General features: G+C 47.2%; 18 protein-coding genes. 14 read left to right on the plus strand and 4 right to left on the minus strand.

Annotation, left to right across the window (positions count from 1 at the left end; genetic code table 11):
* Nucleotides 1-14: 14 nt before the first annotated feature.
* The 11 genes from ACOIT5_RS08635 to ACOIT5_RS08685 all read left to right on the plus strand — a co-directional run bounded on the left by ACOIT5_RS08635 (nucleotide 15) and on the right by ACOIT5_RS08685 (nucleotide 16,555).
* Nucleotides 15-1,493 (plus strand): TolC family protein, encoded by a 1,479-nt coding sequence (locus ACOIT5_RS08635; RefSeq protein ID WP_423130072.1) that lies wholly within the window; start codon nucleotides 15-17, stop codon nucleotides 1,491-1,493.
* A 29-nt stretch (nucleotides 1,494-1,522) separates the two neighbouring features.
* A complete protein-coding gene (locus ACOIT5_RS08640; RefSeq protein ID WP_423130073.1) occupies nucleotides 1,523-2,581 on the plus strand; it encodes an efflux RND transporter periplasmic adaptor subunit in 1,059 nt (352 codons plus the stop codon).
* Nucleotides 2,582-2,594: 13 nt separating this feature from the next.
* Nucleotides 2,595-5,669, plus strand: coding sequence for an efflux RND transporter permease subunit (locus tag ACOIT5_RS08645; RefSeq protein ID WP_423130074.1), 3,075 nt, complete (start codon nucleotides 2,595-2,597; stop codon nucleotides 5,667-5,669).
* Nucleotides 5,670-5,745: 76 nt separating this feature from the next.
* Nucleotides 5,746-10,449 carry an efflux RND transporter permease subunit gene (locus ACOIT5_RS08650; RefSeq protein ID WP_423130075.1) on the plus strand — a complete coding sequence of 1,568 codons (4,704 nt, stop codon included), beginning with the start codon at nucleotides 5,746-5,748 and terminating at the stop codon, nucleotides 10,447-10,449.
* A 141-nt stretch (nucleotides 10,450-10,590) separates the two neighbouring features.
* Nucleotides 10,591-11,307 (plus strand): hypothetical protein, encoded by a 717-nt coding sequence (locus ACOIT5_RS08655; RefSeq protein ID WP_423130076.1) that lies wholly within the window; start codon nucleotides 10,591-10,593, stop codon nucleotides 11,305-11,307.
* A 130-nt stretch (nucleotides 11,308-11,437) separates the two neighbouring features.
* A complete protein-coding gene (locus ACOIT5_RS08660; RefSeq protein WP_423126340.1) occupies nucleotides 11,438-12,574 on the plus strand; it encodes an ISAs1 family transposase in 1,137 nt (378 codons plus the stop codon).
* A gap of 69 nt (nucleotides 12,575-12,643) precedes the next feature.
* Nucleotides 12,644-13,774, plus strand: a complete 1,131-nt coding sequence (gene xerA / locus ACOIT5_RS08665) for a site-specific tyrosine recombinase/integron integrase (RefSeq protein WP_423130077.1) — start codon at nucleotides 12,644-12,646, stop codon at nucleotides 13,772-13,774.
* 94 nt (nucleotides 13,775-13,868) lie between these two features.
* Nucleotides 13,869-14,315: a hypothetical protein gene (locus tag ACOIT5_RS08670; RefSeq protein ID WP_423130078.1), complete on the plus strand. Its 447-nt coding sequence runs from the start codon at nucleotides 13,869-13,871 to the stop codon at nucleotides 14,313-14,315.
* Nucleotides 14,316-14,335: 20 nt separating this feature from the next.
* Entirely contained in the window at nucleotides 14,336-14,614 is a 279-nt protein-coding gene (locus ACOIT5_RS08675; protein ID WP_423126434.1) for a transposase, read from the plus strand.
* Complete coding sequence (locus ACOIT5_RS08680; RefSeq protein ID WP_423126433.1) at nucleotides 14,611-15,459, plus strand: IS3 family transposase; 849 nt, start codon at nucleotides 14,611-14,613, stop codon at nucleotides 15,457-15,459. The genes ACOIT5_RS08675 and ACOIT5_RS08680 overlap by 4 nt, the downstream gene beginning before the upstream one ends.
* 250 nt (nucleotides 15,460-15,709) lie before the next feature.
* Nucleotides 15,710-16,555 carry a hypothetical protein gene (locus ACOIT5_RS08685; protein WP_423130079.1) on the plus strand — a complete coding sequence of 282 codons (846 nt, stop codon included), beginning with the start codon at nucleotides 15,710-15,712 and terminating at the stop codon, nucleotides 16,553-16,555.
* Nucleotides 16,556-16,848: 293 nt separating this feature from the next.
* On the opposite strand, the gene ACOIT5_RS08690 is transcribed toward ACOIT5_RS08685, so the two are convergent.
* Nucleotides 16,849-18,021, minus strand: coding sequence for an IS91 family transposase (locus ACOIT5_RS08690; protein WP_423127385.1), 1,173 nt, complete (start codon nucleotides 18,019-18,021; stop codon nucleotides 16,849-16,851).
* Complete coding sequence (locus tag ACOIT5_RS08695) at nucleotides 18,005-18,955, minus strand: tyrosine-type recombinase/integrase (protein WP_423127384.1); 951 nt, start codon at nucleotides 18,953-18,955, stop codon at nucleotides 18,005-18,007. The genes ACOIT5_RS08690 and ACOIT5_RS08695 overlap by 17 nt, the downstream gene beginning before the upstream one ends.
* Before the next feature lie 225 nt (nucleotides 18,956-19,180).
* Here ACOIT5_RS08695 and ACOIT5_RS08700 point away from each other — a divergent pair, with 225 nt between their 5' ends.
* Nucleotides 19,181-19,864 (plus strand): hypothetical protein, encoded by a 684-nt coding sequence (locus tag ACOIT5_RS08700; protein ID WP_423130080.1) that lies wholly within the window; start codon nucleotides 19,181-19,183, stop codon nucleotides 19,862-19,864.
* 295 nt (nucleotides 19,865-20,159) lie between these two features.
* On the opposite strand, the gene ACOIT5_RS08705 is transcribed toward ACOIT5_RS08700, so the two are convergent.
* Together ACOIT5_RS08705 and ACOIT5_RS08710 are read right to left on the minus strand one after the other, a co-directional pair.
* Nucleotides 20,160-21,332, minus strand: coding sequence for an IS91 family transposase (locus tag ACOIT5_RS08705; protein WP_423127385.1), 1,173 nt, complete (start codon nucleotides 21,330-21,332; stop codon nucleotides 20,160-20,162).
* Nucleotides 21,316-22,266 carry a tyrosine-type recombinase/integrase gene (locus tag ACOIT5_RS08710; protein WP_423127384.1) on the minus strand — a complete coding sequence of 317 codons (951 nt, stop codon included), beginning with the start codon at nucleotides 22,264-22,266 and terminating at the stop codon, nucleotides 21,316-21,318. The genes ACOIT5_RS08705 and ACOIT5_RS08710 overlap by 17 nt, the downstream gene beginning before the upstream one ends.
* 432 nt (nucleotides 22,267-22,698) lie before the next feature.
* Here ACOIT5_RS08710 and ACOIT5_RS08715 point away from each other — a divergent pair, with 432 nt between their 5' ends.
* Together ACOIT5_RS08715 and ACOIT5_RS08720 are read left to right on the plus strand one after the other, a co-directional pair.
* Complete coding sequence (locus ACOIT5_RS08715) at nucleotides 22,699-22,977, plus strand: transposase (protein ID WP_423126434.1); 279 nt, start codon at nucleotides 22,699-22,701, stop codon at nucleotides 22,975-22,977.
* Nucleotides 22,974-23,822, plus strand: a complete 849-nt coding sequence (locus tag ACOIT5_RS08720; RefSeq protein ID WP_423126433.1) for an IS3 family transposase — start codon at nucleotides 22,974-22,976, stop codon at nucleotides 23,820-23,822. Before ACOIT5_RS08715 ends, ACOIT5_RS08720 begins: the two co-directional genes overlap by 4 nt.
* The last annotated feature ends 40 nt before the right edge of the window (nucleotides 23,823-23,862 follow it).

Consider the following 23,862-nt stretch of genomic DNA (forward strand, 5'->3'; position numbering starts at 1 on the left):
TAAAATACATCTGTATGAAAACCCTTTTCCCTAAAATTCAATTGCTGATGCTTCTGTGCGTACTTCCCGGAAGTTTCCTGCTGGCCCAGGATATTCTTGACTTGCAGAAGTCGCTGAATATTGCCATGCAGAACAGCCCGGATATCCGGCGGTCATTGCTTAGCCTCGAACGTTCGCAGGAATCGCTGAACGCGCAGAAGGCCGCTTTGAAATCCAAGCTTGCTTTAAGCCTTACCCCGGTCGATTACAGCCGTAGCCGCACCTTCGACGATTTTTCGTCGACCTGGTATACCAACGAAAGCTTCGGCTCGTCCGGTACTTTTACCGTATCGCAGCCCATTCTGGTCACCGACGGGACCATCGCGCTGGTTAACCGCTTTGGCTGGCAGAAAAGTCTTAACGATTACAGCGGAAAGACCGATGAGGCGTTCACCAACAACCTGTATCTGAGCCTTTCGCAGCCCTTGTTTACCTACAACAGGTTGCGGCTTCAGTTGAAGGAACTGGAACTCGACCTCGAAAATTCGAACCTGAGTTATGCCATGCAGAAGCTGAACCTCGAGAAACAGGTGACCCAGTTTTTCTACAACGTGTATATGGCGCAAATGAGCCTGAATATTTCACGCGACGAATTTTCGAATACCGAAAAAAGCTTCGAAATTACCAAGAATAAGGTGGAAGCCGGGCTCGCTGCCCGCGAGGAGCTTTACCAGGCCGAGCTAAACTTTGCCTCGGCGCGTTCGAACCTGGAAAACAAAAAAGTAACGCTCGAAAATTATAAAGACCAGTTTAAACAATACATCGGGATGGATATTTTTGCCGAAATTATGGTGATGACCAATGTGGATGTTAATCCGGTTGAGATTAATCTGCAGGAAGCCATTAATTACGGTCTGAGTTCCCGCATGGAAATCCGTCAGCGCGAGATCGCGGTCGAAGGCTCTCAGTTTGACCTGATCCGGACCAAATCGTTAAATGAATTTTCGGGCGATATGAATTTATCGATCGGGATTATCGGCGATAATTCGAACTTAAGAAACATTTATGATAATCCGACCAATAATCCGCGGGTTTCTGTTTCATTTAACGTGCCGTTGTGGGACTGGGGCGAAAAGAAATCGCGGATAAAAGCCCAGGAGGCTGTCATCAAAAGTCAGCAGCTTACCCTCGACGAAGAGAAAAAGCAGATCGTTATTGATATCCGGCAGGTGTACCGGAGGCTGCAAAATTTGCTGAACCAGATTGAAATTGCAGAACAAAGCGAGCGTAATGCCCAACTGACTTACGAAATCAACCTCGAACGGTACGCCAACGGCGACCTGACCAGTATGGACCTGAACCTGTTCCAGACGCAGCTTTCGGAAAAGAAAATGGCTTATGCCCAGTCGCTGATCGATTACAAAATTGAATTGCTCAACCTGAAAGTTCAAACCCTGTTCGACTTTGAACAAAGGCAGGGAATTGTTCCGGAAGAAATCATCAAAAAGAAATAAAAACAGTCACACGATAAAAAACGAAACCTATGAAAGTAAAAGCATATCAATCACTGGCTATCTTAGGCCTGCTGGGGATGGTGGCCTGCAGCAATCCGGGCAGCGATACCGAAACCGACCTGGCCATTCCTGTATCGGTAGAAGACCTCAAACTGGGTTCCATCGAACAAACCATTGGTACAACCGGTACGGTAACTGCTTCGAAAGAGGTCAGCTTATCAACCGAAATGAGCGGAAACTATTTTCTGGCTACCAACTCACGGACCGGAAGGCCGTTTGCTTTAGGCGATGTGGTTGAAAACGGACAGCTGATCATCGAATTGCAGGATAAGGAATTCCTGAACAACCTGGGGATGGAAGCGAAGGAACTCAACTTCAAAATTGCGGAGGAAGAGTATACCAAACAAAAATCGCTGTTTGACAAGGGTGGGGTTACCCAGCGGGAATTAAGCAATGCCGAGGTTTCGTTGGTCAATGCGCGTAACAATTACGAGCTGGCCCATATTCAGGTTGAGAAAATGAAAGTGAAAGCGCCCTTCCGGGGAATCATCACCGAATTGCCCTATGTGACCCAGGGAACCAAGGTGGCCAGCGCCACGCCCGCCGTAACCCTGATGAGTTACGAAAAATTGCAGATGGAGGTCAACCTGCCCGAAAAATATATCAATGATGTCAAAAAAGGACAGCCGATCCGGGTGACGAACTATACCCTGCCCAACGACACCCTGCATGGCAGCGTGAATGAGCTTTCGCCGGCAATCAGCACCGAAACCCGCACATTTAAAGGAAAGCTGGTGGTTGACAACAACCAGTTGAAACTTCGCCCCGGCATGTTTGTTCAAACCGAAATTATTCTGGATCGCCGCGACAGCGTGGTGGTAATCCCCAAAAACGTGATCCTCTCCAATCAGCGCGGCAAGTCGGTTTTTATTGTGGTGAAAGGCACCGCCGAAGAAAAACAGGTGACCTTTGGTTACGAAACCCAGGACAAGGTAGAAATTACCTCGGGGCTGAAAGCAAACGACCGCCTGGTGGTGAAAGGCTTCGAAACCCTGCGGAACCGTTCAAAAGTTAAAATCATCAAATAGAAAGGGTTAATCCGTGAAGAAGTTAAGCGAATTTTCGGTCAATTACCCGGTAACCATCCTGATGATTGTGCTCGGCGTGGTATTGTTGGGCTACATCTCGTACGACAAGCTGGGGATTGACCTGTTTCCAAACCTGAACAACCCGCGTTTGTTCATCGAGTTGGAATCGGGAGAGCGTCCGCCCGAAGAAATAGAGAAACAGTTTGTTGAAAACCTGGAAGCGCTGGCTATCCGCCAATCGGATGTGCTGCAGGTTTCGTCGGTTTCGAAGGTGGGCAGCGCCCAGATTACCGTGGAATATGCCTGGAATAAAAATATGGACGATGCCTTCCTGGATTTGCAGAAGGCGGTTTCGTCCTTCGCCCAGAATGCCGGTATCGATGCGATCAATATCACCCAGCACGACCCGAATACCTCGCCGGTGATGCTGATCGGGCTGAGCCACAGCTCGATTGACGACATGAATGAATTGCGGAAAGTAGCCGAGAATTACATCCGCAACGAGCTTGTTCGTTTGGAGGGAGTGGCCGAGGTAGAGGTTTCAGGCTCCGAGGATGTGGAAGTGCTGATTGAAACCAACCGGTATTTGCTCGATGCTTTTGGCCTAAGCCTCGACGAGATCAGCAGCCGGATTTCGGCGATGAACCAAAGTATCTCCGGCGGTTCGATTGAAGAAATGGGCTTGCGCTACGTGGTAAAAGGCGTTAGCCTGTTAAAAGACCTTAGCGATTTTGAAAATGTCATTGTGGGATACAAACGGGTGGTTGCCGGTCAAACAACTGCCGCTTATGCGCCGATTTTCCTGAGCGAAGTGGCGAACGTGAGCTTTCAGAACAAAGAACCTGATAATATTGTCCGGCTGAACGGAACCCGTTGCCTGGGGCTCTCCATCTATAAAGAAACCAGGTTTAACACGGTAAAGGCGGTTGAGGAGATCAATAAAGCCATCGGTTCCATCGAAAAAGCCCTGCCCGGTTATCACTTCACGGTGATTACCAACCAGGGGATGTTCATCAACAAAGCGATTAAGGAAGTGGAAAATTCGGCTTTACTGGGTATTGTGCTGGCTGTATTCATCCTGTTCCTGTTTTTACGGCGACTGGGAAGTACCTTGATTATCAGCATTGCCATCCCGGTTTCGGTGATCGCGACCTTCAACCTGATGTATTTTAACGGATTGACCCTGAATATTATGACCTTGGGAGGTCTGGCGCTGGGCGCCGGTATGCTGGTCGACAACGCCATCGTGGTGATGGAAAACATCTTCCGCAACCACGAAAACGGCATGTCGGTGCGCGAGGCGGCCATCGAAGGAACCTCGCAGGTTGGCGGGGCCATCACGGCTTCCACCATTACCACCATCATCGTGTTCCTGCCCATCGTATATCTGCACGGGGCTTCGGGCGAACTCTTCAAAGACCAGGCCTGGACCGTGGCCTTCTCCCTGCTTTCGTCACTGGTGGTCGCTATTTTGCTGATCCCCATGCTCTTCAATTTGTTCTATCAGAAAAAAGTAAAGACCCGGGCTCGTTCGGTCCAGGTGAAAGGTTATGGCCGCTTTCTGGATAAAGTCATCAACGCCCGGTGGCTGGTGGTTTTCCTGATGCTGATTCTGATTGGCGGGTCGGCGTTGCTCATTCCATTTATCGGGGTGGAATTTATGCCGAAAACCGAAACCCGCGAATTCAGTATGGAGGTGCGGATGCCTGAAGGAACACGTTTGGCCAGGACCTCCGATGCCGTTGAAAACCTCGAAAAAATGGTAACCGAATTGTTAGGCGACGAACTCGAATCGCTATACAGTCACGTGGGGCCTACCAGCGGGATCAGCAGTTCGGCAACTGCCATTTTTGAAGGTGAAAATACCGCGACCATCAAGATTTTGCTGAAACCGGAGGGTAGCCTGCCCTCCACTTCGGCCATCCGGAGCATCAGCCAGGCCATTGGCGAAATTCCCGGGATGGAGATCAGCTATAAGCAGGATGAAACAGCCCTGAAAAGCATTCTGGGTACTGACGAGCCCCCGCTGGTGATCGAAATCCAGGGTGAGGACCTCGACCTGATTGAGGAGTTGGCTGCCGGGGTGAAAAGCCGGGTAACCGGGCTTCCGGGCATTTATAACCTCGAATCGTCGCTCGAAGAAGGTTCACCCGAGGTGGAAATTGTGGTCGACCGTTTGCGCGCAGGAATGTATAACCTAAGCGTCGCCAATATTGTTTCGCAAATCCAGGACCAGCTGATGGGTAAAGTGGCCGGCCAGGTGGAACGTCAGGGCGAAATGCGCGACATTACCCTGAAACTGCCCGACCAAACGCTGAACAGTTTGAACGACCTGCGGATTACCGGCAACGGGCAGGTGTTTCTGGTGAATGAGTTGGCTTCAGTTAAAATCGGTCAATCGCCGAAAGAGGTTTATCGCCGCAACCAGAACCGGATTGGAAAAATTACGGGACAGCTCGAAAAAAATATGCCGCTCGACCAGGCGGTTAAACAAGTTCAGACGGCTATTGAGCCCATGGATATCCCGGCAGATTACCAGGTAAAAGTGACCGGAGAAGAAGAAAAACGGAAAGAATCGATGGAAAGCCTGAAGTTTGCCCTGCTGTTGTCGATTATCCTGGTATATATGGTGTTGGCCTCCCAGTTCGAGTCGTTGCTGCACCCCTTTACCATTTTGCTGACCATTCCGCTGGCCGTTGTCGGTTCGGTCCTGGTCTTTTTCCTGTTTAATCAAACGTTTAACATGATGGCCTTTATCGGGGTCATCATGCTGGTAGGTATCGCGGTGAACAACTCCATCATTTTGGTCGACCGGATCCTGCAGTTGCGAAAAGACGGGATGGAGCGCCGCGAAGCCATTATGCAGGCCGGCCAGCAACGCATCCGCCCGATTTTTATGACGAGCCTGACAACCATCCTGGCCCTGTTCCCGCTCACGCTCGGAACCGGTGAAAGCGCCTCCCTGCGCTCGCCAATGGCCCTGGCCGTAATCGGCGGTTTGATCACGTCAACCTTGCTCACCCTGGTGGTTATCCCCTGCGTGTACGAGATCTTTGAAACCGTCAAAGACCGTTTGTCGCGGCGCTGACCCTGTCGTGTGGCTCTCTTTCGGTAAAAGAAAGCTCAGAATTGAATGATTGCGAATAAAAATAAAAATTCAAGGTGTGAAGTTCATCATCGATAGAAAGACCCTGATCAGTATGCTGTTTACCGGACTGACCCTCCTGGGTTACGTGTCATATAAACAGCTGGGAATGGAGTTGTTGCCCAACGCGGAACTGCCTTTCCTGTTTGTTCAGGCGGTCTCAAACCAGGAAGCCGATCCGGCCTACCTGGAAAGCCAGGTTGTTATTCCGCTCGAAGGCGCCATTGGAACGATGGAGGGAATTGAGTCGCTGGAGTCGAACGTGACCTCCCGGCGGGGAACAATTGTGGTGTATTACCAGAAGAATGTTGATTTCAGTTTTGCCTACCTGAAGCTACAGGAGAAGATCAACGAAATGCAGGGCAGTTTGCCCGATGGCGTCCGCGTGAGCGTGAACCGCGTTGACCTGGGGCAAATGAACAACCAGTTTATGGAGTTGCAGGCGCGGGGCAGCGGAGGGATTGACCGCGTACGCAACCTGGTGGACGAGGAGGTAGCCCCCGATCTGGAAAATATTGACGGAATTGCCGGGGTGAATGTCTATGGCGGGCAGGAGAAATCCATCGAAATTATTCTGAACAAAGCGGCCTGCGAGGCCTATAAAATAACGCCGGCAAGCATTCGTTCGCAGCTGTCGCAAAATGCCCGGTCGCGCACATATGCCGGCAACCTGAAGGAAAAAGACAAGCTTTGGTTTGTTCATGTTACCGCCGAATATCAGCAGGTGTCGGATGTCGAGAACCTGGTGGTGGCCGAAGGGCCGATCCTGCTGAAAGATGTGGCTGAGGTCCGCTTTGGCGTCAAAGAAGAAACCAGCTACAGCCGCGTCAACGGCCTGGACGCGATAACCATCCAGCTGATCAACGATTCGCAGGCCAACCAGATTGCCCTGTCCGACAAAACCAAAGAAGTGATTGCCCGGCTAAACAGTAAGCTGAAGTCCAAAGAGATTGAACTGGTCATTCAGAATAACTCGGCCGAGACCATGGAAAAAAATATCGACGAGATCATTAACCTGGCACTTGTTGGCGGCCTGATGGCGGTGTTCGTGTTGTGGATGTTTCTGAAGAATGTGCGGATCGTGGCTTTTATCGCGCTGGCTATTCCGGTTTCGGTGTTTACGGCATTCAACTTCTTTTATGCCTACAACATTACGCTCAACAGCCTCACCCTGGTAGGCATGGCGCTGGCCATCGGGATGCTGCTGGATAACAGCGTGGTGGTGCTCGAAAATATTTATCGCCTGGCCGGAAAGGGGATGAACGAGGATACGGCGGTCACCCAGGGGACTACCGAGGTGTGGCGTTCCATCGTGGCTGCCACGCTAACCACCATTACCGTGTTTCTCCCCTTCGTGTTTTCGTCGAACTACCTGATTGAAATGTTGGGGAAAAATGTCGGTGTTTCCATTATATCCACCTTGCTGGTGTCGCTGGTGGTCGCTTTGTTGTTTGTGCCGATGGGCGTTCATTTCATTTTAAAAGGAAGACGGAGAGACCGGATTACCTTCGAAAAATTAACCACCAACAACCGGATGGTGCAGGTGTACATGCTTTTGCTGAAATCGTGCATGCGTAACCCGGCCGCAACGGTGTTGGGCGCTGTCGTTGTCTTTTTCCTCACGGTTTTCATTGCCCTGTCCGTCAGTGTCAGTTCGTTAAAGGAAGTGGAGGAAAACCAGATTCAGATGTATGTGACCATGCCCTCGGGATCGAGCCTTGAGAAAACGGATGAAACCGTGCAAAAGATCGAAGAGAAGCTGGAAGAGGTGAAAGAAAAGCTGGATGTGATCAGCCGGATTGGAGAAGAAGAGGCTTCGGTTACCGTGAAGCTGGTCGAAGATTACAAAAAAGTGGAAGGGCGCAGTTTTGCCGAGATCAAAGCATCGATCGGCGAACTGACCAAAAACCTGGGCCGGGCTGAAATTTCGTTTGAACAGCAACAAACCAACCGGAATTTCGGTGGCGGAAGCCGTAACATGATGGGCAATTTCCAGCGCCTGCTGGGGATTGGCAGCGAAGAAGAAAAAATTGTGCTGAAAGGACAGGATTTTACCCTGATGCAAACAGTGGCCGAAGACTTGCAGTATTTTCTTGAGAATATGGATATGATCCGGCGGGTATCGCTGAATGTTTCGGATAACCGGCCCGAAGTGCACATGATTTTCGATCCGCTCCTGATGACCGAATACAACATCAACATGCAACAGGTTTCGGGCGAACTGAATTCATTTTCGCAGGAAATCTCCACCGGCGTCATGTTTAAACAGGGACTCGACGAGTACGAAATCATCATTAAACAGGGCGAAGAAGAAGTAGAGAATACCACCCGGAATATGGACGACCTGAAGCTGTTACAGGTGGCCGACGGCGCCGGGGGCCTGCACGATTTGCAGGAGTTTACCCGTTTGGTCTATGCCCGCGGTTTGTCTGGGATTAACCGGGTGAACCAGGAAAAACAAATTACGATTACTTACCGGCTGGTGAACGAGGCGCAATCGTCGAAAGATTTGCTGGAGTCGTACCGATACGAAATTGATGCCTTGATTGCCGGTTACGCTTTCCCGGCGGGCATTGCCGCCGAGGTGATTCATGAAGAAAATGAGCTGGAAGAATTTTACTTCCTGATCCTGGCGGCCATTGTACTGATTTTTATGATCCTCGCCTCGGTATTCGAGTCGGTGGTTACGCCGTTTGTGTTGCTGTTTTCAATTCCGCTGGCGGCTATCGGGTCGCTGCTGGGGCTGATCATTACCGGCAACAGCCTGTTTAATGCCAATACGATGATCGGGTTCCTGATTTTACTGGGGGTGGTGGTCAACAACGGGATCATTCTGATCGATTACAGCAATATCCTGCGTAAACGCGGTTACCGCCGCTCCCGGGCACTGATGACGGCTGGTTTGTCGCGCGTAAGGCCCATCCTGATCACGGCCATCACCACCATTGTGGCCATGGTTCCGCTGGCCCTGGGGCAGGCCGAATACGTGAGCGTAATCGGCGCGCCCTTTGCCATTATCGTGATTGGCGGACTGGCGCTAAGCACCGTACTCACCCTGATTTTCATCCCCACCTTTTATTCGGGGCTGGAGAACGCCCTGGAATGGTTCCGGGGACTAAACTGGAAACTGCGCGCTTTTCAGTTGGTACTAATCACGGCTGCTTTTGTCTGGATTTATGTTGAAGTGGATAGCTTTATCTGGAAAATGATTGATACAGTGCTGGCCGTGGTCCTGATTCCGGGAGTCACCTGGTTTGTGTTAAACAGCCTGAAAAAGGCGGCTACCCGCCTGATTGCCCCGGATGAGAAAGTACGGATTGTCATTCAAAACCTGGTGAAGATTTACGACCGCCCGGGCCGTTTTTCACGCGAGTGGACCGGGGGACTGCATATCCGTCGCCGGGCCGGCCTCGAAAAAGAATACCGTTCCATACGCGAATTCGACCAGTTAATCTGGCAATTGCCCCTGCTGGCTTTTTTCATTTACTTCACCTTCTTTTACCTGGAACCGGCCATCTGGATCAGTTTTATGATGCTGATGGTTTACCTGTACCTGAACAAGATCTGGAAGCCGCTGGCCATTTACCTCGGAAACCGTCACCGGGACACACAAAAAGGAATTTTCCTTCTTCTGAAAAAATACGGCTCGGGTTTCCTGTTTTGGTTTTTGCCCCTCGCCGAATTGGTTATTCTTTACCTGAAAACCGAATACATGGGTTTGGTAGCAGCTTTCGCGGTGCTTTGGTACCTGGGACTGCTCATCTCGGTCACGGCCAAACGCCTGTACGAGCAAAAGGTAAATATCGACCGGATTACCGGGCGTTTCGGCTCACTGCGACGCGCCACCTACCGGCTGGTAAAGCAAATTCCGGTAATTGGTAAACGCCGCGTTCCGTTTAAAGCCTTAAACGGGGTATCGCTCGAAATCGGTACCGGTATGTTTGGTTTGCTTGGACCCAACGGCGCCGGTAAATCGACCATGATGCGGACAATTTGCGGCATCCTGGAACAGAGCTACGGGAAAATCTGGATTAACGGCATCGATACGCAGGAAAAACGGGAAGAATTGCAGGGTTTAATCGGTTACCTGCCGCAGGAATTTGGCACTTACGAAAATATGCCGGCCTGGGATTACCTGGAATACCAGGCCTTGCTGAAAGGCCTGACCGATGTGGAAGAACGCAAAAAACGGCTGGAATATGTGCTGAAAGCGGTTCATATGTACGATCGCCGGGATGATAAAATCGGTTCATTCTCGGGCGGGATGAAACAACGGATCGGGATTGCCCAGATTCTGCTCCACCTGCCGAAGATCCTGGTGGTTGACGAACCGACCGCCGGGCTCGACCCCCGCGAACGCATCCGCTTCCGCAACCTGCTGGTCGAGCTGAGCCGCGAACGGATTGTCATCTTTTCGACCCATATTATCGAAGACATATCCAGCTCGTGCAACCAGGTGGCCGTGATCATCCGCGGGCGGGTGAAATACCACGGAACCCCTATCGGAATGGTCGACCTGGCCGACAAGCTGGTGTGGCAATACGAAGTGCCGGCGGCTGAGTTCGACCGGATGCCTAATAAACACATGGTGGTGCATCACATGCGGGTGGGCGAAAATATCCGGGTGCGTGTACTGTCGGCCGAAAAACCGGCCCCCGAAGCGGTGGAAGCCAAGCCCCTGCTCGAAGATGCCTATTTGTGTTTGATTAAAGATTTAAGATAGACTTGCTACCGGCGGCTGGCACCCAACTGCTGGATACCTTTACCGAATAAAGGTCATGCTGAACTTGTTTCAGCATCTCTTTGAGGAAAAGATTCCGAAACAAGTTCGGAATGACTTAAAAAAATATAATCGTTCAAAAAAATGGACAAACGAAAAATAAAAAATACGCTTAACCTGATTGGACAGATGATCCGTTATAATTTCCGGATCATCTTTGCCGGCCGGTTTATCTGGTTTTTGCTTGCCGCCCTGGCCTTTTATGTGTTTATCGCCATTATGGCCGTGGTGAACGGCGAAGTTCCCGACGAGGTTTTCGTGTACAATACCCTGGTATTTCCGGCAATCCTGCTTATCTTTTACCCGATGACCTTCGGTATTCAAAATGACGTGGATGCCGGGATCCTCGAAATCCTGTTTGGCATACCCGACTACCGGTATAAGGTGTGGCTGGTGCGCCTGGTGTTGGTGTTTGTCCTGGTATTTCTTATCCTTTACGGATTCGCGGCGCTGAGCTACCTGTTCCTAACCCCGGTCGACCTGTTTGAAATGACCCGGCAAATCATGTTCCCCGTGCTTTTTCTCGGGAGTATGGCCTTCATGTTTTCCACCATCATTAAAAACGGGAACGGTACTGCCGTAGTGATGGTTATCATCGGGGTGCTGGCGCTTATTACCCAGGATGCGGTGAAACGAAGCATGTGGAACCTGTTTCTGAACCCTTTTGACGTACCCAACAACATGAATGAGCTGATTTGGGAAGGCATTGCCCTGAAAAACCGGATTTTCCTGGTGGTCGGGGCCATCGTATTTATTCTTTACGGGCTGTTTAACCTGCAAAAACGCGAGAAGTTTATTTAGACGAAATATAAATTAGCTGGTTTATATTGTTTATAAGCAAAACAGGGAAATCGCTTTTAAAATATTAATGTTCTTCATAGCTTGAATAATTATTACTATATTTATCACGGTTTTGGGTTTCGTCAAAAAAATGACTGTTCAAAACGCAGAAAATCGTACTAAACAAAATGTTTTCCAACAATTTTTCTCTACCTTGGAAGATCCCCGCAGAACAAACAAAGGCCATTTTTATTACCCGCTCGACGAGATACTTTTTCTTGTTATTGCTGCTGTGATCAGCGGTGCAGAAGAATGGGTCTCTATCCAGTTGTTTGGCAAGGCGAAGCTGGAGTGGCTCCGGCGTTTTTTTCCCTACAAGCACGGAATACCGTCCCATGATGTTCTCGGGAAGCTTTTCTGCCGGTTGGACCCGGTGCGTTTTAATGAATGTTTCATGGCCTGGGTCAACTCTATTTCTGATCTGACCAAAGGGGAGGTTATTGCATTTGACGGGAAAAGCATTTGCGGTTCAGGCCGGTTGGGTATACCCAAATCAGCAGTGCATGTGGTTTCTGCCTATGCCGCACAAAGCCGTTTATGCCTGGGCCAGGTTGGGGTTGACCAGAAAGAAAATGAAATTGTGGCCATTCCACAGTTGCTTGAACTACTTGCCATCAAAGGGTGCATCGTTACCATTGACGCGATGGGGTGCCAAAAAGAAATTGCCCGCAAGATCATCGGGCAAAAAGCCGACTACATTTTAATGGTGAAAGACAATCAAAAGGAACTCAAAGAACAGGTTGAGAAAATATTCCGTATCCAGAAAGATTGCACCCAGGACCAGACAATTGATGCCGGACATGGAAGAGTTGAAACCAGGACATGCCGTGCCACCGGGAAGCTGGACTTTATGGACGAGAAAGAACAATGGGAGGGGATACGGTCGGTGGTACAAATCAAGAGCGAACGGTATATTAAACAAACAGGGCAAACCAGTGAAGAAACCAGGTATTACATTACCTCCCTGAAACCAGACCCGGCAAAACTAAACCAGGCTATCCGTTCTCATTGGGCAGTAGAAAATAACCTGCACTGGTCTTTGGACGTGGTATTCAACGAGGATAACTTATTAAAAAAGAAGGATTACTCAGCGAGGAACTTTAATATTATTGCCAAAATTGCCCTGGCCTTGCTCGAAAAGGAACCATCACTTAAAGCATCCAAAAAAAAGAAAAGGCTCTTTGCTGCACTGAAAGACGATTACAGAGAAAAAGTACTCAAAGTTTAAAAGCGATTTCCCTGATAAGCAAAACCTGTTTCTTATTTTGTTTACTTGCATGGGTAAAAAAACAGGCCCATGCCCCATCGCCGAACCATAACGCTCAGCAGGACCAGTCATCGCCTGGGGAAGGTGATTGCTGTTGTTTTTGATTATAACCCGGAACTTGGCGCACTCATCAGGCAGTTGCCCGGCGCGCGATGGAGTCAAAGCCTGAAAAGCTGGTACATCCCCGAAAATGAGTTTGACCTTCAACGGTTTTTTGAAACATTCAGGAGAACGGCGTGGGTGGATTATTCGGGGCTGAAAACAGGAGATATTGCTGTTGAGCCACCATCCCCTTCTTTGCCGTCAAAAATCAATCAGGTTGAACTTCCCAATGGGTATTTGGAGATGCTTCAGCAAAAGCGGTACAGCACCAATACGCAAAAAATTTATACCAGTTATATGCGTGATTTTGCGGCTATATTTCACATGTTTGATTTGACGGAGGTGACCAAAGACCAGATTAACCGGTATATCTTATGGCTGATCCGGGAGAATGGGATATCACCAAGCCAGCAAAACCAGCGGATCAATGCGATCAAATTCTACTACGAGAAGGTGATGGGACGGCCTAAAGAATTCTATGATATTGAGCGTCCGAGAAGGAGCTTTGTATTGCCTAAAGTGTTGTCGGAACATGAAGTACTGGCGATTTTACAAGCTTCATCCAATTTGAAGCACAAAGCGATTTTAGGTACCATTTATTCTGCCGGTTTACGGCGCAGCGAATTGATTAATTTGCGTATCCAGGATGTGCAATTTGATAAACATATTTTATACATTAGAGGCGGCAAAGGGCAGAAAGACCGGACAAGTATTTTATCGGATTCGATCAGTATTGTTTTGCAGCGCTATTTAAAAAGATGCAAACCGAACTACTGGATGTTTGAAGGGTCAAACCGGAGTAAATACAGTACGACCAGCATAGCGCGGATTTTGAATGCAGCGGTGGAGAAAGCCGGGATAAAGAAACGCGTAACACCACACATGCTGAGGCACTCATTTGCCACTCACTTACTGGAACAAGGCGTTGACATTCGTTACATACAAACTATATTGGGACATGAATCGAGCAAAACAACGGAGATTTACACCCATGTGAGCACAAAATCTCTTGCAAAAATTAAAAGTCCTTTAGACGTAATTTTAAAAGATAAAGCGTAGATTAACAAACGGTTGCAGACCACAGCATATAGTGGATATATAATACATGAGTTATTTACACAGACGTTAGCTGTAATTAATCAAAAAATCAACAATGCCTGAAAAAACGACCGCAATAGAATTAGTTAAAATTCCAAAAGATGAAGATTACGAAGATTACTTGTGTGCATATCTTCAAGCGGGCGGATTATATATTGAAAAGAAAATCATACAACGTGAAGTTGAAGAACTACTGGAACTAGATATTCTGACGACGAATTTCCAGACAGACAGTGCCGATAATCTATTGATTGAGATTAAAAGTGGTGACTGGGGATTTGGTGATATTTTTAAAATTAGGGGCTGGTTAACTTACCTAAACTATAAAAGCGGTTGCTTAATTGTACAAAGGTCAAGACCAAGTATTAGCTACTTTAAGGATAAAGCTAATGAACTAAGCATAGAACTAATTGATAATTCTGATTTAGATAAAACAAAAGAGGTTTTAGAACACCTATTATTTATAATTACCCCCAAATTTAGGACAACAGAATTAATTTGAAATTATTAAAATTGTTGTCTATGAAAAGCAGAAGGAAATTTACAGCAGAATTTAAAGCCAAGGTGGCCGTCGAAGCCGTGAAAGAAAGGGAAAGCATCGCGGAACTGGCCAAGCGTTATGATCTTCATCCCAACCAGATCACCAACTGGAAGCGGGAGTTTTTAAATAAATCCTCAGTTGTTTTTTCGGAAGGATCAACCAAGGGTGACAAATCGGAAGACAAGGAAAAGCAGAAGCTGTACGAGGTGATTGGCCAGCAAAAGGTAGAGATTGATTTTTTAAAGAAAGCCTTGTCATGAAAGCCAGTCCCGCAGAGCGGCGCAAGATTGTTGACAAGGCCCGCCACAAGCTCAGTATCAAGCGGCAGTGTGAACTGCTGGGCATTCATCGTTCCGGGTACTATTATAATTTACAGGAAAAGCAAGAAGATGCCTTCAACCTTGAATTGATGAAACTGATCGATCAGCATTACCTGAAACATCCCTATATGGGAGTTCCGTCGATGACCCAATGGTTGGTCCGGGATATGGGGTTTCAGGTCAATCATAAGCGGATAGCCAGGTTATACCGGTTGATGGATTTGTCGGCAATCGTTCCGGGCCCGCATACCTCAAAAGGATGTAAAGAGCATAAGAAGTATCCCTATTTGCTGCGCAGCCTTGTCATTGAGCGGCCCAACCAGGTTTGGGGGATCGATATCACGTATGTTCCGGTCAGGCATGGCTATTTGTACCTGGTGGCCATTATTGACCTTTTTAGCCGTTTTGTGGTTGGATGGTCCCTGTCCAACACGATGGAATCCGAATGGGTACTGGAGACGGTCAAAGAGGCTATCAGCCAACATGGCAAGCCCGAAATAATCAACTCAGACCAGGGCAGCCAGTTTACCAGCGAGTTGTACACCGGTTTTCTGACAGGTGAAAATATCACCATCAGCATGGATGGACGGGGCCGTGCCACGGACAATATCTTTATTGAAAGACTGTGGCGCAGCCTGAAATACGAAGATATTTATCTGAATGCCTATGAAACGGGGCCCGAACTCTATATGGGGCTGAAACGATACTTTCATTATTACAATCAACAAAGACGGCATAGTTCGTTGGCTTACCAGGTTCCAGCAGAGATTTTCCAGGCAGCCTGATGAGTTATAAACAAAAACCAGAGATGTTGACAAAAGAAAAAAGTAGCCAAAAAAGAAAAGGTGTTAATAACCAGAATAACTCTCCGCTTCTCTGCGAGTTATTTCCGGTTGTTAACACCATTGCATCATCATTATCATCAAACTTAGTTTTATATTTATCCTGTCCTAAGGATGGGGGGAAGCATAATTAATACAGCCTGAAGAAAAAGAAATTGAAACTATACGGTTTTCTTATTTACTTGAACGAAAAATGCTTAAGGAATTAAAAAAGCTGAAAAAAGAGAATTATAAAGCAGAGAATAAACTAAAATGTTACCCAGCTATAGATGATTATTTCTTTAAGATAAATAGCGGGTCTTTTTTCTCAAGAGACCCCATTAGAAGGATTAATCAATTGTTTGAATATTATAAAAAGTTTAAAAATATTACCGCTAAAACATGTCATGAATTAAATGGTGGTGATTTTGATGATGAAGTTTCAGAATTAGGAGGTTCCTGTTATAGCGATACTTTCTATCAAGCAAAAGAAGGCATTTTACAGATAACTCTTTATGTGGAACATATTGCAAGAATTACGATACTTAAATGTGTAATTGAGCACTTAATCGAAAAGTTAAGAGGTAATTATGATGATACCGATTTCCTAACCGAGCTTGAATATTTGATTTTGCCAAATACAATCAAAGAAGGATTAGAATTAATAATAAAAGATAAGTACTTTCACTTGTATCCAAGGTTTTGGCAATTTTTCACTTATGTAATGGGAGGCTTTATATTAACAGACCTCAGAAAAAAAGAATATGAGTTAATTTCCGATAGGACTGGTATCCCAGTAGAAGAAATTCCAAATGCATTTGATTCATTTAATAAACTCTTTCCACGAAATGGTGGTTGGTTATTTAAATTTCCAAACTCAGAAATCGAATGGCATCAATTCTTTCCAATAGCTTTTTCGGGAATTGGTGCTAACTATAGGAGAATGAAATATACAGACGATGAAAGCTATGATAAACTATCAGAGATGATTTCAAAAAATATGACTATGAGTGATTTATCTAAATGGAATAATTTAGGATATAGAATGTTAAAGGACTAATAACTACAGCTAATAAATAGGAACATGAGCGGCGTGCAGCGCCCAGCGATTGTTCCCGGTTGAACTACACCCGCCGGGCTGAGGGCTATGCACTTATTGAAGGTTTTTATTGGATTTCACAGATAGAATGGGCAGGAAAGAGCCCGACGTTCATTGACATGTTGCAGGTTTTTGTGCTTTTCAGTTCAGTTTGCATCAGCGACTTGATGTTTAAGCCCTGCTTTTTTTGTGTTTTTGCCGGTATGGGGGCATACCTCTCCCGGATACGCCGGGAGCGTAACGTGATTTAGTGATTATGACCGCCTTAATGATTGCTCCATCTGTCCCCAAGCCGGTGAACGTATCCGTGGCAGTTCCCGGATGGTTACCATCCTTCCGGTTTTGCATACCGGGCAAAGACAGGGATTTACGCCTGTCAGCCTGGCAAAACGTTCCACGTTGGTTTCCGGCGGTTGTTGCCGTTCGATTACCGAGTCAATGTCCGGCTTTTCTTCGGAAACAAATTGCAGTTTGAGATTGCGCTTTACGGTGTGGTTGTAAATACCGAAGCGCCGGATCCTGACAAACCTTCGGGGCAGGATGTGTTGTGTGAAGCGCCGCAGGAACTCAACCCCATCCAGGGTAACAGGCTTTTTAATGGCCCTGTCACGATAATCCTTTGCCAGGAAGGTCACTTTGCCACCGGCAATGTTCACAATGCGCTGGTTGGTAATGGCTACCCGGTGCGTGTATTGGCCCAGGTACCTGACCACGTGCTCAGCGTTTGCCAGCGAAGGTTCGCAGTGAACCACCCATTTTGTTTGATAAGCCTGCTTTATCTGGCTGCTAAAGAGGGAAAGCTCGTCTTGTTTTTGTAAAGTCCGTTTAAGGCTGTCCAGGAACCTGCCTTTAAAGGCACTGCTTAGTTGATGTACCGGGTAAAGGTAAGTGCCCGAATGCCCGATGTTTTTCCACCGTCCGTCAAGGGTATGCCCGGCAGCGGGAACCAGGCAATGGATATGCGGATGCAGCGAAAGGTTTTGTCCCCAGCTGTGCAGCACGGCCACCGCCCCGGTTTCAACACCAAAATGCGAGTAGCCAAACGAGCGGAGGGTTTGCCAAACAGCCGAAAAAAGCAGGTCGTAATACATCCTTTGGTTATGCAGGCAAACAGCATTCAGGTGGTGCGGCACGGTAAATACCAGGTGGTAATGTTTTACCGGCAAGGTATTTTGCACCAGATCATCAATCCAGAAGGCCTGTTTGGCAGCCTGGCATTTGGGACAATGACGGTTGCCGCAACTGTTGTAACTGTAGCGAACGGTTCCGCAGTTTTCACAGGCTTCTTCGTGACCTCCCAGCATGGCAGTACGGCAAACAGCTATCTTATCCAGCACTTTCAGTTGCAATGGAGTAAGCGTTGTTTTGGCAGCCAGTTCAGCGCCGAACAAACGGACTACATCGGCCAGTTCAAAGGTTGTCTTCATTTTTCGGTGAACCGGTGTTTTTCTTCTTCTTTTTCCTGGGAAAGTCATAAAGCGTATCCAGCGGGCTGTGAGGTTTGATCAGCGTGCATTGGGCCACGTGCAGGTAAATCATGGTGGTGGTAATGTCGGCATGGCCCAGCAGTTCTTTCAGGGTGACAATGTTCAGTCCCTGTTCCAAAAGATGTGTGGCGTAGGAGTGACGAAGCGAATGCAGGTTCACCTCTTTGGTAATGGAAGTTTTTTTCAGGTTTTCGCGCATCACCCAGGATAAACCCCGGACACTGTAACGGCCGTCAGGTTCTTTGCCGTTAAACAGCCAGATGTGCGGGTTTTCGGCTTTGAGGTACTTTTTCAGCCCCACGGCCATGCTGTCGCCCAATGGCACGATGCGGTCTTTTTTATACTTACTCTGGCGGATGTGGATGGTGCGACGTTCAAAATCCACATCAGAGATTTTCAGGTTGATTACTTCCTGACCGCGCAGTCCGGCCGAATAGATCAGCGTGAGCACCACCCGTTGTTTCAAAAGCGTTGGCGCGGTAAAAAGCTCTTTAAGCTCCTGCTGGTTCAGGATAACCGGCAGTTTGGTATTCCCTTTCAGCGAAGGCAGGGCAATGGCATTTTTGTTCAATCCCAGCAGGCGGTAGTAGTAGCGCAAGCCGTACACCATGTGCTTGAAACTGCTGCGCGAAGGCGAGCGGGGATCGCGGGCCAAAGCTGCCAGGTACTCGTTGATCTCTTCGGGATCGATCTGCTCGGGCAATTTCCCGAAATGGACCACAAACAGGGCGATGCGGCGGATGTAATTATTTAATGTACTTTTGCTTTGTCCGCGTAAAGTAACCTGTTGCTCCAGCTTGCGGACAACTTTTTCAAACTCAGGAACAAGCACAATTGCCTGCTCAACGATAGTTAAACCCGATTTCTTTCTCATATTCAGAAATTTTAATGGTTAAAAATCTCGAAGTTCTGAAAGAATCGGGTACTTTTAAAACAGCTATCCGCGTAGGCGGATTTAGTTCAACACCGGGTATAAAACATAGCGGTTTCAGGGGTTTGCGAGTGTTCAAGCCCGCAATAACTTTTGTAACGGTGGATAATGGAGCAGCACGCAATCCGCTACATTTCATACCCGCACCGTTGGCAAACATATAAGAGAATGACTACACGAAAAATAACTTATCTAATTTTGATTCTTTTTTCATTATCGAGTTGTCAATTAAATCAATCGGATAATGAGAAAGTACTAACTGATATTTTTCCACAGCTGATTGATAGTTTGAGGATAAATAGAACAAACTTGATTCCTCCACCTCCTCCGCCACTTTATGACCAAGATTCAAATTTTATAGGAATTGATACTGTTACTGCAAACTTGATTCTTAAAGAGCATGAACAAAAATTAAACTTGATTGACTCACTTGATTCAAGACTTTTGATTGGATTAGTTGATTCATCTTTGATTATTGACCTTAATGATTTAAAAAATAGAACTTACAGCAATGACACGTTGATAAGAATAATCGTTGACAATAATAAAACTGATTCAATTTATGGAAGCGATTTGCTAAATATAGGATTGATTCATATTTCATCTGACTATGAATTATTATTACTATCTGATTTAAAAAACAAATACTCTGATTTTTGGGATATTAAAGACCGAAGATTTGGTGGATTAATCGCAACATCAACTGTGTTGTTTGACAAAACGAAAAACTATGGACTTTTAAGAGTTGAGACTTATCCTTTTCATCGTGAAGGTGCTGGCTACTTTGTCTTGATTGAAAAAAAAGCTGATAAATGGATAATCAAAAAAGTATTAGATGATTGGATATCATAGAAATACGTTTGCCAATAAATAGGAACATGAGCGGCGTGCAGCGCCCAGCGATTGTTCCCGGTTGAACTACACCCGCCGGGCTGAGGGCTATGCACTTATTGAAGGTTTTTATTGGATTTCACAGATAGAATGGGCAGGAAAGAGCCCGACGTTCATTGACATGTTGCAGGTTTTTGTGCTTTTCAGTTCAGTTTGCATCAGCGACTTGATGTTTAAGCCCTGCTTTTTTTGTGTTTTTGCCGGTATGGGGGCATACCTCTCCCGGATACGCCGGGAGCGTAACGTGATTTAGTGATTATGACCGCCTTAATGATTGCTCCATCTGTCCCCAAGCCGGTGAACGTATCCGTGGCAGTTCCCGGATGGTTACCATCCTTCCGGTTTTGCATACCGGGCAAAGACAGGGATTTACGCCTGTCAGCCTGGCAAAACGTTCCACGTTGGTTTCCGGCGGTTGTTGCCGTTCGATTACCGAGTCAATGTCCGGCTTTTCTTCGGAAACAAATTGCAGTTTGAGATTGCGCTTTACGGTGTGGTTGTAAATACCGAAGCGCCGGATCCTGACAAACCTTCGGGGCAGGATGTGTTGTGTGAAGCGCCGCAGGAACTCAACCCCATCCAGGGTAACAGGCTTTTTAATGGCCCTGTCACGATAATCCTTTGCCAGGAAGGTCACTTTGCCACCGGCAATGTTCACAATGCGCTGGTTGGTAATGGCTACCCGGTGCGTGTATTGGCCCAGGTACCTGACCACGTGCTCAGCGTTTGCCAGCGAAGGTTCGCAGTGAACCACCCATTTTGTTTGATAAGCCTGCTTTATCTGGCTGCTAAAGAGGGAAAGCTCGTCTTGTTTTTGTAAAGTCCGTTTAAGGCTGTCCAGGAACCTGCCTTTAAAGGCACTGCTTAGTTGATGTACCGGGTAAAGGTAAGTGCCCGAATGCCCGATGTTTTTCCACCGTCCGTCAAGGGTATGCCCGGCAGCGGGAACCAGGCAATGGATATGCGGATGCAGCGAAAGGTTTTGTCCCCAGCTGTGCAGCACGGCCACCGCCCCGGTTTCAACACCAAAATGCGAGTAGCCAAACGAGCGGAGGGTTTGCCAAACAGCCGAAAAAAGCAGGTCGTAATACATCCTTTGGTTATGCAGGCAAACAGCATTCAGGTGGTGCGGCACGGTAAATACCAGGTGGTAATGTTTTACCGGCAAGGTATTTTGCACCAGATCATCAATCCAGAAGGCCTGTTTGGCAGCCTGGCATTTGGGACAATGACGGTTGCCGCAACTGTTGTAACTGTAGCGAACGGTTCCGCAGTTTTCACAGGCTTCTTCGTGACCTCCCAGCATGGCAGTACGGCAAACAGCTATCTTATCCAGCACTTTCAGTTGCAATGGAGTAAGCGTTGTTTTGGCAGCCAGTTCAGCGCCGAACAAACGGACTACATCGGCCAGTTCAAAGGTTGTCTTCATTTTTCGGTGAACCGGTGTTTTTCTTCTTCTTTTTCCTGGGAAAGTCATAAAGCGTATCCAGCGGGCTGTGAGGTTTGATCAGCGTGCATTGGGCCACGTGCAGGTAAATCATGGTGGTGGTAATGTCGGCATGGCCCAGCAGTTCTTTCAGGGTGACAATGTTCAGTCCCTGTTCCAAAAGATGTGTGGCGTAGGAGTGACGAAGCGAATGCAGGTTCACCTCTTTGGTAATGGAAGTTTTTTTCAGGTTTTCGCGCATCACCCAGGATAAACCCCGGACACTGTAACGGCCGTCAGGTTCTTTGCCGTTAAACAGCCAGATGTGCGGGTTTTCGGCTTTGAGGTACTTTTTCAGCCCCACGGCCATGCTGTCGCCCAATGGCACGATGCGGTCTTTTTTATACTTACTCTGGCGGATGTGGATGGTGCGACGTTCAAAATCCACATCAGAGATTTTCAGGTTGATTACTTCCTGACCGCGCAGTCCGGCCGAATAGATCAGCGTGAGCACCACCCGTTGTTTCAAAAGCGTTGGCGCGGTAAAAAGCTCTTTAAGCTCCTGCTGGTTCAGGATAACCGGCAGTTTGGTATTCCCTTTCAGCGAAGGCAGGGCAATGGCATTTTTGTTCAATCCCAGCAGGCGGTAGTAGTAGCGCAAGCCGTACACCATGTGCTTGAAACTGCTGCGCGAAGGCGAGCGGGGATCGCGGGCCAAAGCTGCCAGGTACTCGTTGATCTCTTCGGGATCGATCTGCTCGGGCAATTTCCCGAAATGGACCACAAACAGGGCGATGCGGCGGATGTAATTATTTAATGTACTTTTGCTTTGTCCGCGTAAAGTAACCTGTTGCTCCAGCTTGCGGACAACTTTTTCAAACTCAGGAACAAGCACAATTGCCTGCTCAACGATAGTTAAACCCGATTTCTTTCTCATATTCAGAAATTTTAATGGTTAAAAATCTCGAAGTTCTGAAAGAATCGGGTACTTTTAAAACAGCTATCCGCGTAGGCGGATTTAGTTCAACACCGGGTATAAAACATTGGGGTTTAGGTGGATATGCGAATAGTGTCTCTCGCATCAAAGTTGGTTGTACCTTGATAGTGAAGTGCTCCGTAATCCCCAACGATTTCATACCGCCAACCGTTAGCGGTAAATTTAAAAGACGCCAAGACCAAACTTAAATTAAAAATAGATGAATCTCAGAAAAGCTATTATTACTGGTTCTATAAAATACAGTGAATCGCCTTTAAGCTATCCAGACAAGGACATGAGATTAATTAAGGACACTCTAATTAAAAGGTGTACTATAATTACCCCCAAATTTAGGACAACAGAATTAATTTGAAATTATTAAAATTGTTGTCTATGAAAAGCAGAAGGAAATTTACAGCAGAATTTAAAGCCAAGGTGGCCGTCGAAGCCGTGAAAGAAAGGGAAAGCATCGCGGAACTGGCCAAGCGTTATGATCTTCATCCCAACCAGATCACCAACTGGAAGCGGGAGTTTTTAAATAAATCCTCAGTTGTTTTTTCGGAAGGATCAACCAAGGGTGACAAATCGGAAGACAAGGAAAAGCAGAAGCTGTACGAGGTGATTGGCCAGCAAAAGGTAGAGATTGATTTTTTAAAGAAAGCCTTGTCATGAAAGCCAGTCCCGCAGAGCGGCGCAAGATTGTTGACAAGGCCCGCCACAAGCTCAGTATCAAGCGGCAGTGTGAACTGCTGGGCATTCATCGTTCCGGGTACTATTATAATTTACAGGAAAAGCAAGAAGATGCCTTCAACCTTGAATTGATGAAACTGATCGATCAGCATTACCTGAAACATCCCTATATGGGAGTTCCGTCGATGACCCAATGGTTGGTCCGGGATATGGGGTTTCAGGTCAATCATAAGCGGATAGCCAGGTTATACCGGTTGATGGATTTGTCGGCAATCGTTCCGGGCCCGCATACCTCAAAAGGATGTAAAGAGCATAAGAAGTATCCCTATTTGCTGCGCAGCCTTGTCATTGAGCGGCCCAACCAGGTTTGGGGGATCGATATCACGTATGTTCCGGTCAGGCATGGCTATTTGTACCTGGTGGCCATTATTGACCTTTTTAGCCGTTTTGTGGTTGGATGGTCCCTGTCCAACACGATGGAATCCGAATGGGTACTGGAGACGGTCAAAGAGGCTATCAGCCAACATGGCAAGCCCGAAATAATCAACTCAGACCAGGGCAGCCAGTTTACCAGCGAGTTGTACACCGGTTTTCTGACAGGTGAAAATATCACCATCAGCATGGATGGACGGGGCCGTGCCACGGACAATATCTTTATTGAAAGACTGTGGCGCAGCCTGAAATACGAAGATATTTATCTGAATGCCTATGAAACGGGGCCCGAACTCTATATGGGGCTGAAACGATACTTTCATTATTACAATCAACAAAGACGGCATAGTTCGTTGGCTTACCAGGTTCCAGCAGAGATTTTCCAGGCAGCCTGATGAGTTATAAACAAAAACCAGAGATGTTGACAAAAGAAAA

Origin of the sequence: Gaoshiqia hydrogeniformans (assembly GCF_049347105.1) — a bacterium.
GTDB classification, from domain to species: Bacteria; Bacteroidota; Bacteroidia; order Bacteroidales; family Prolixibacteraceae; genus Gaoshiqia; species Gaoshiqia hydrogeniformans.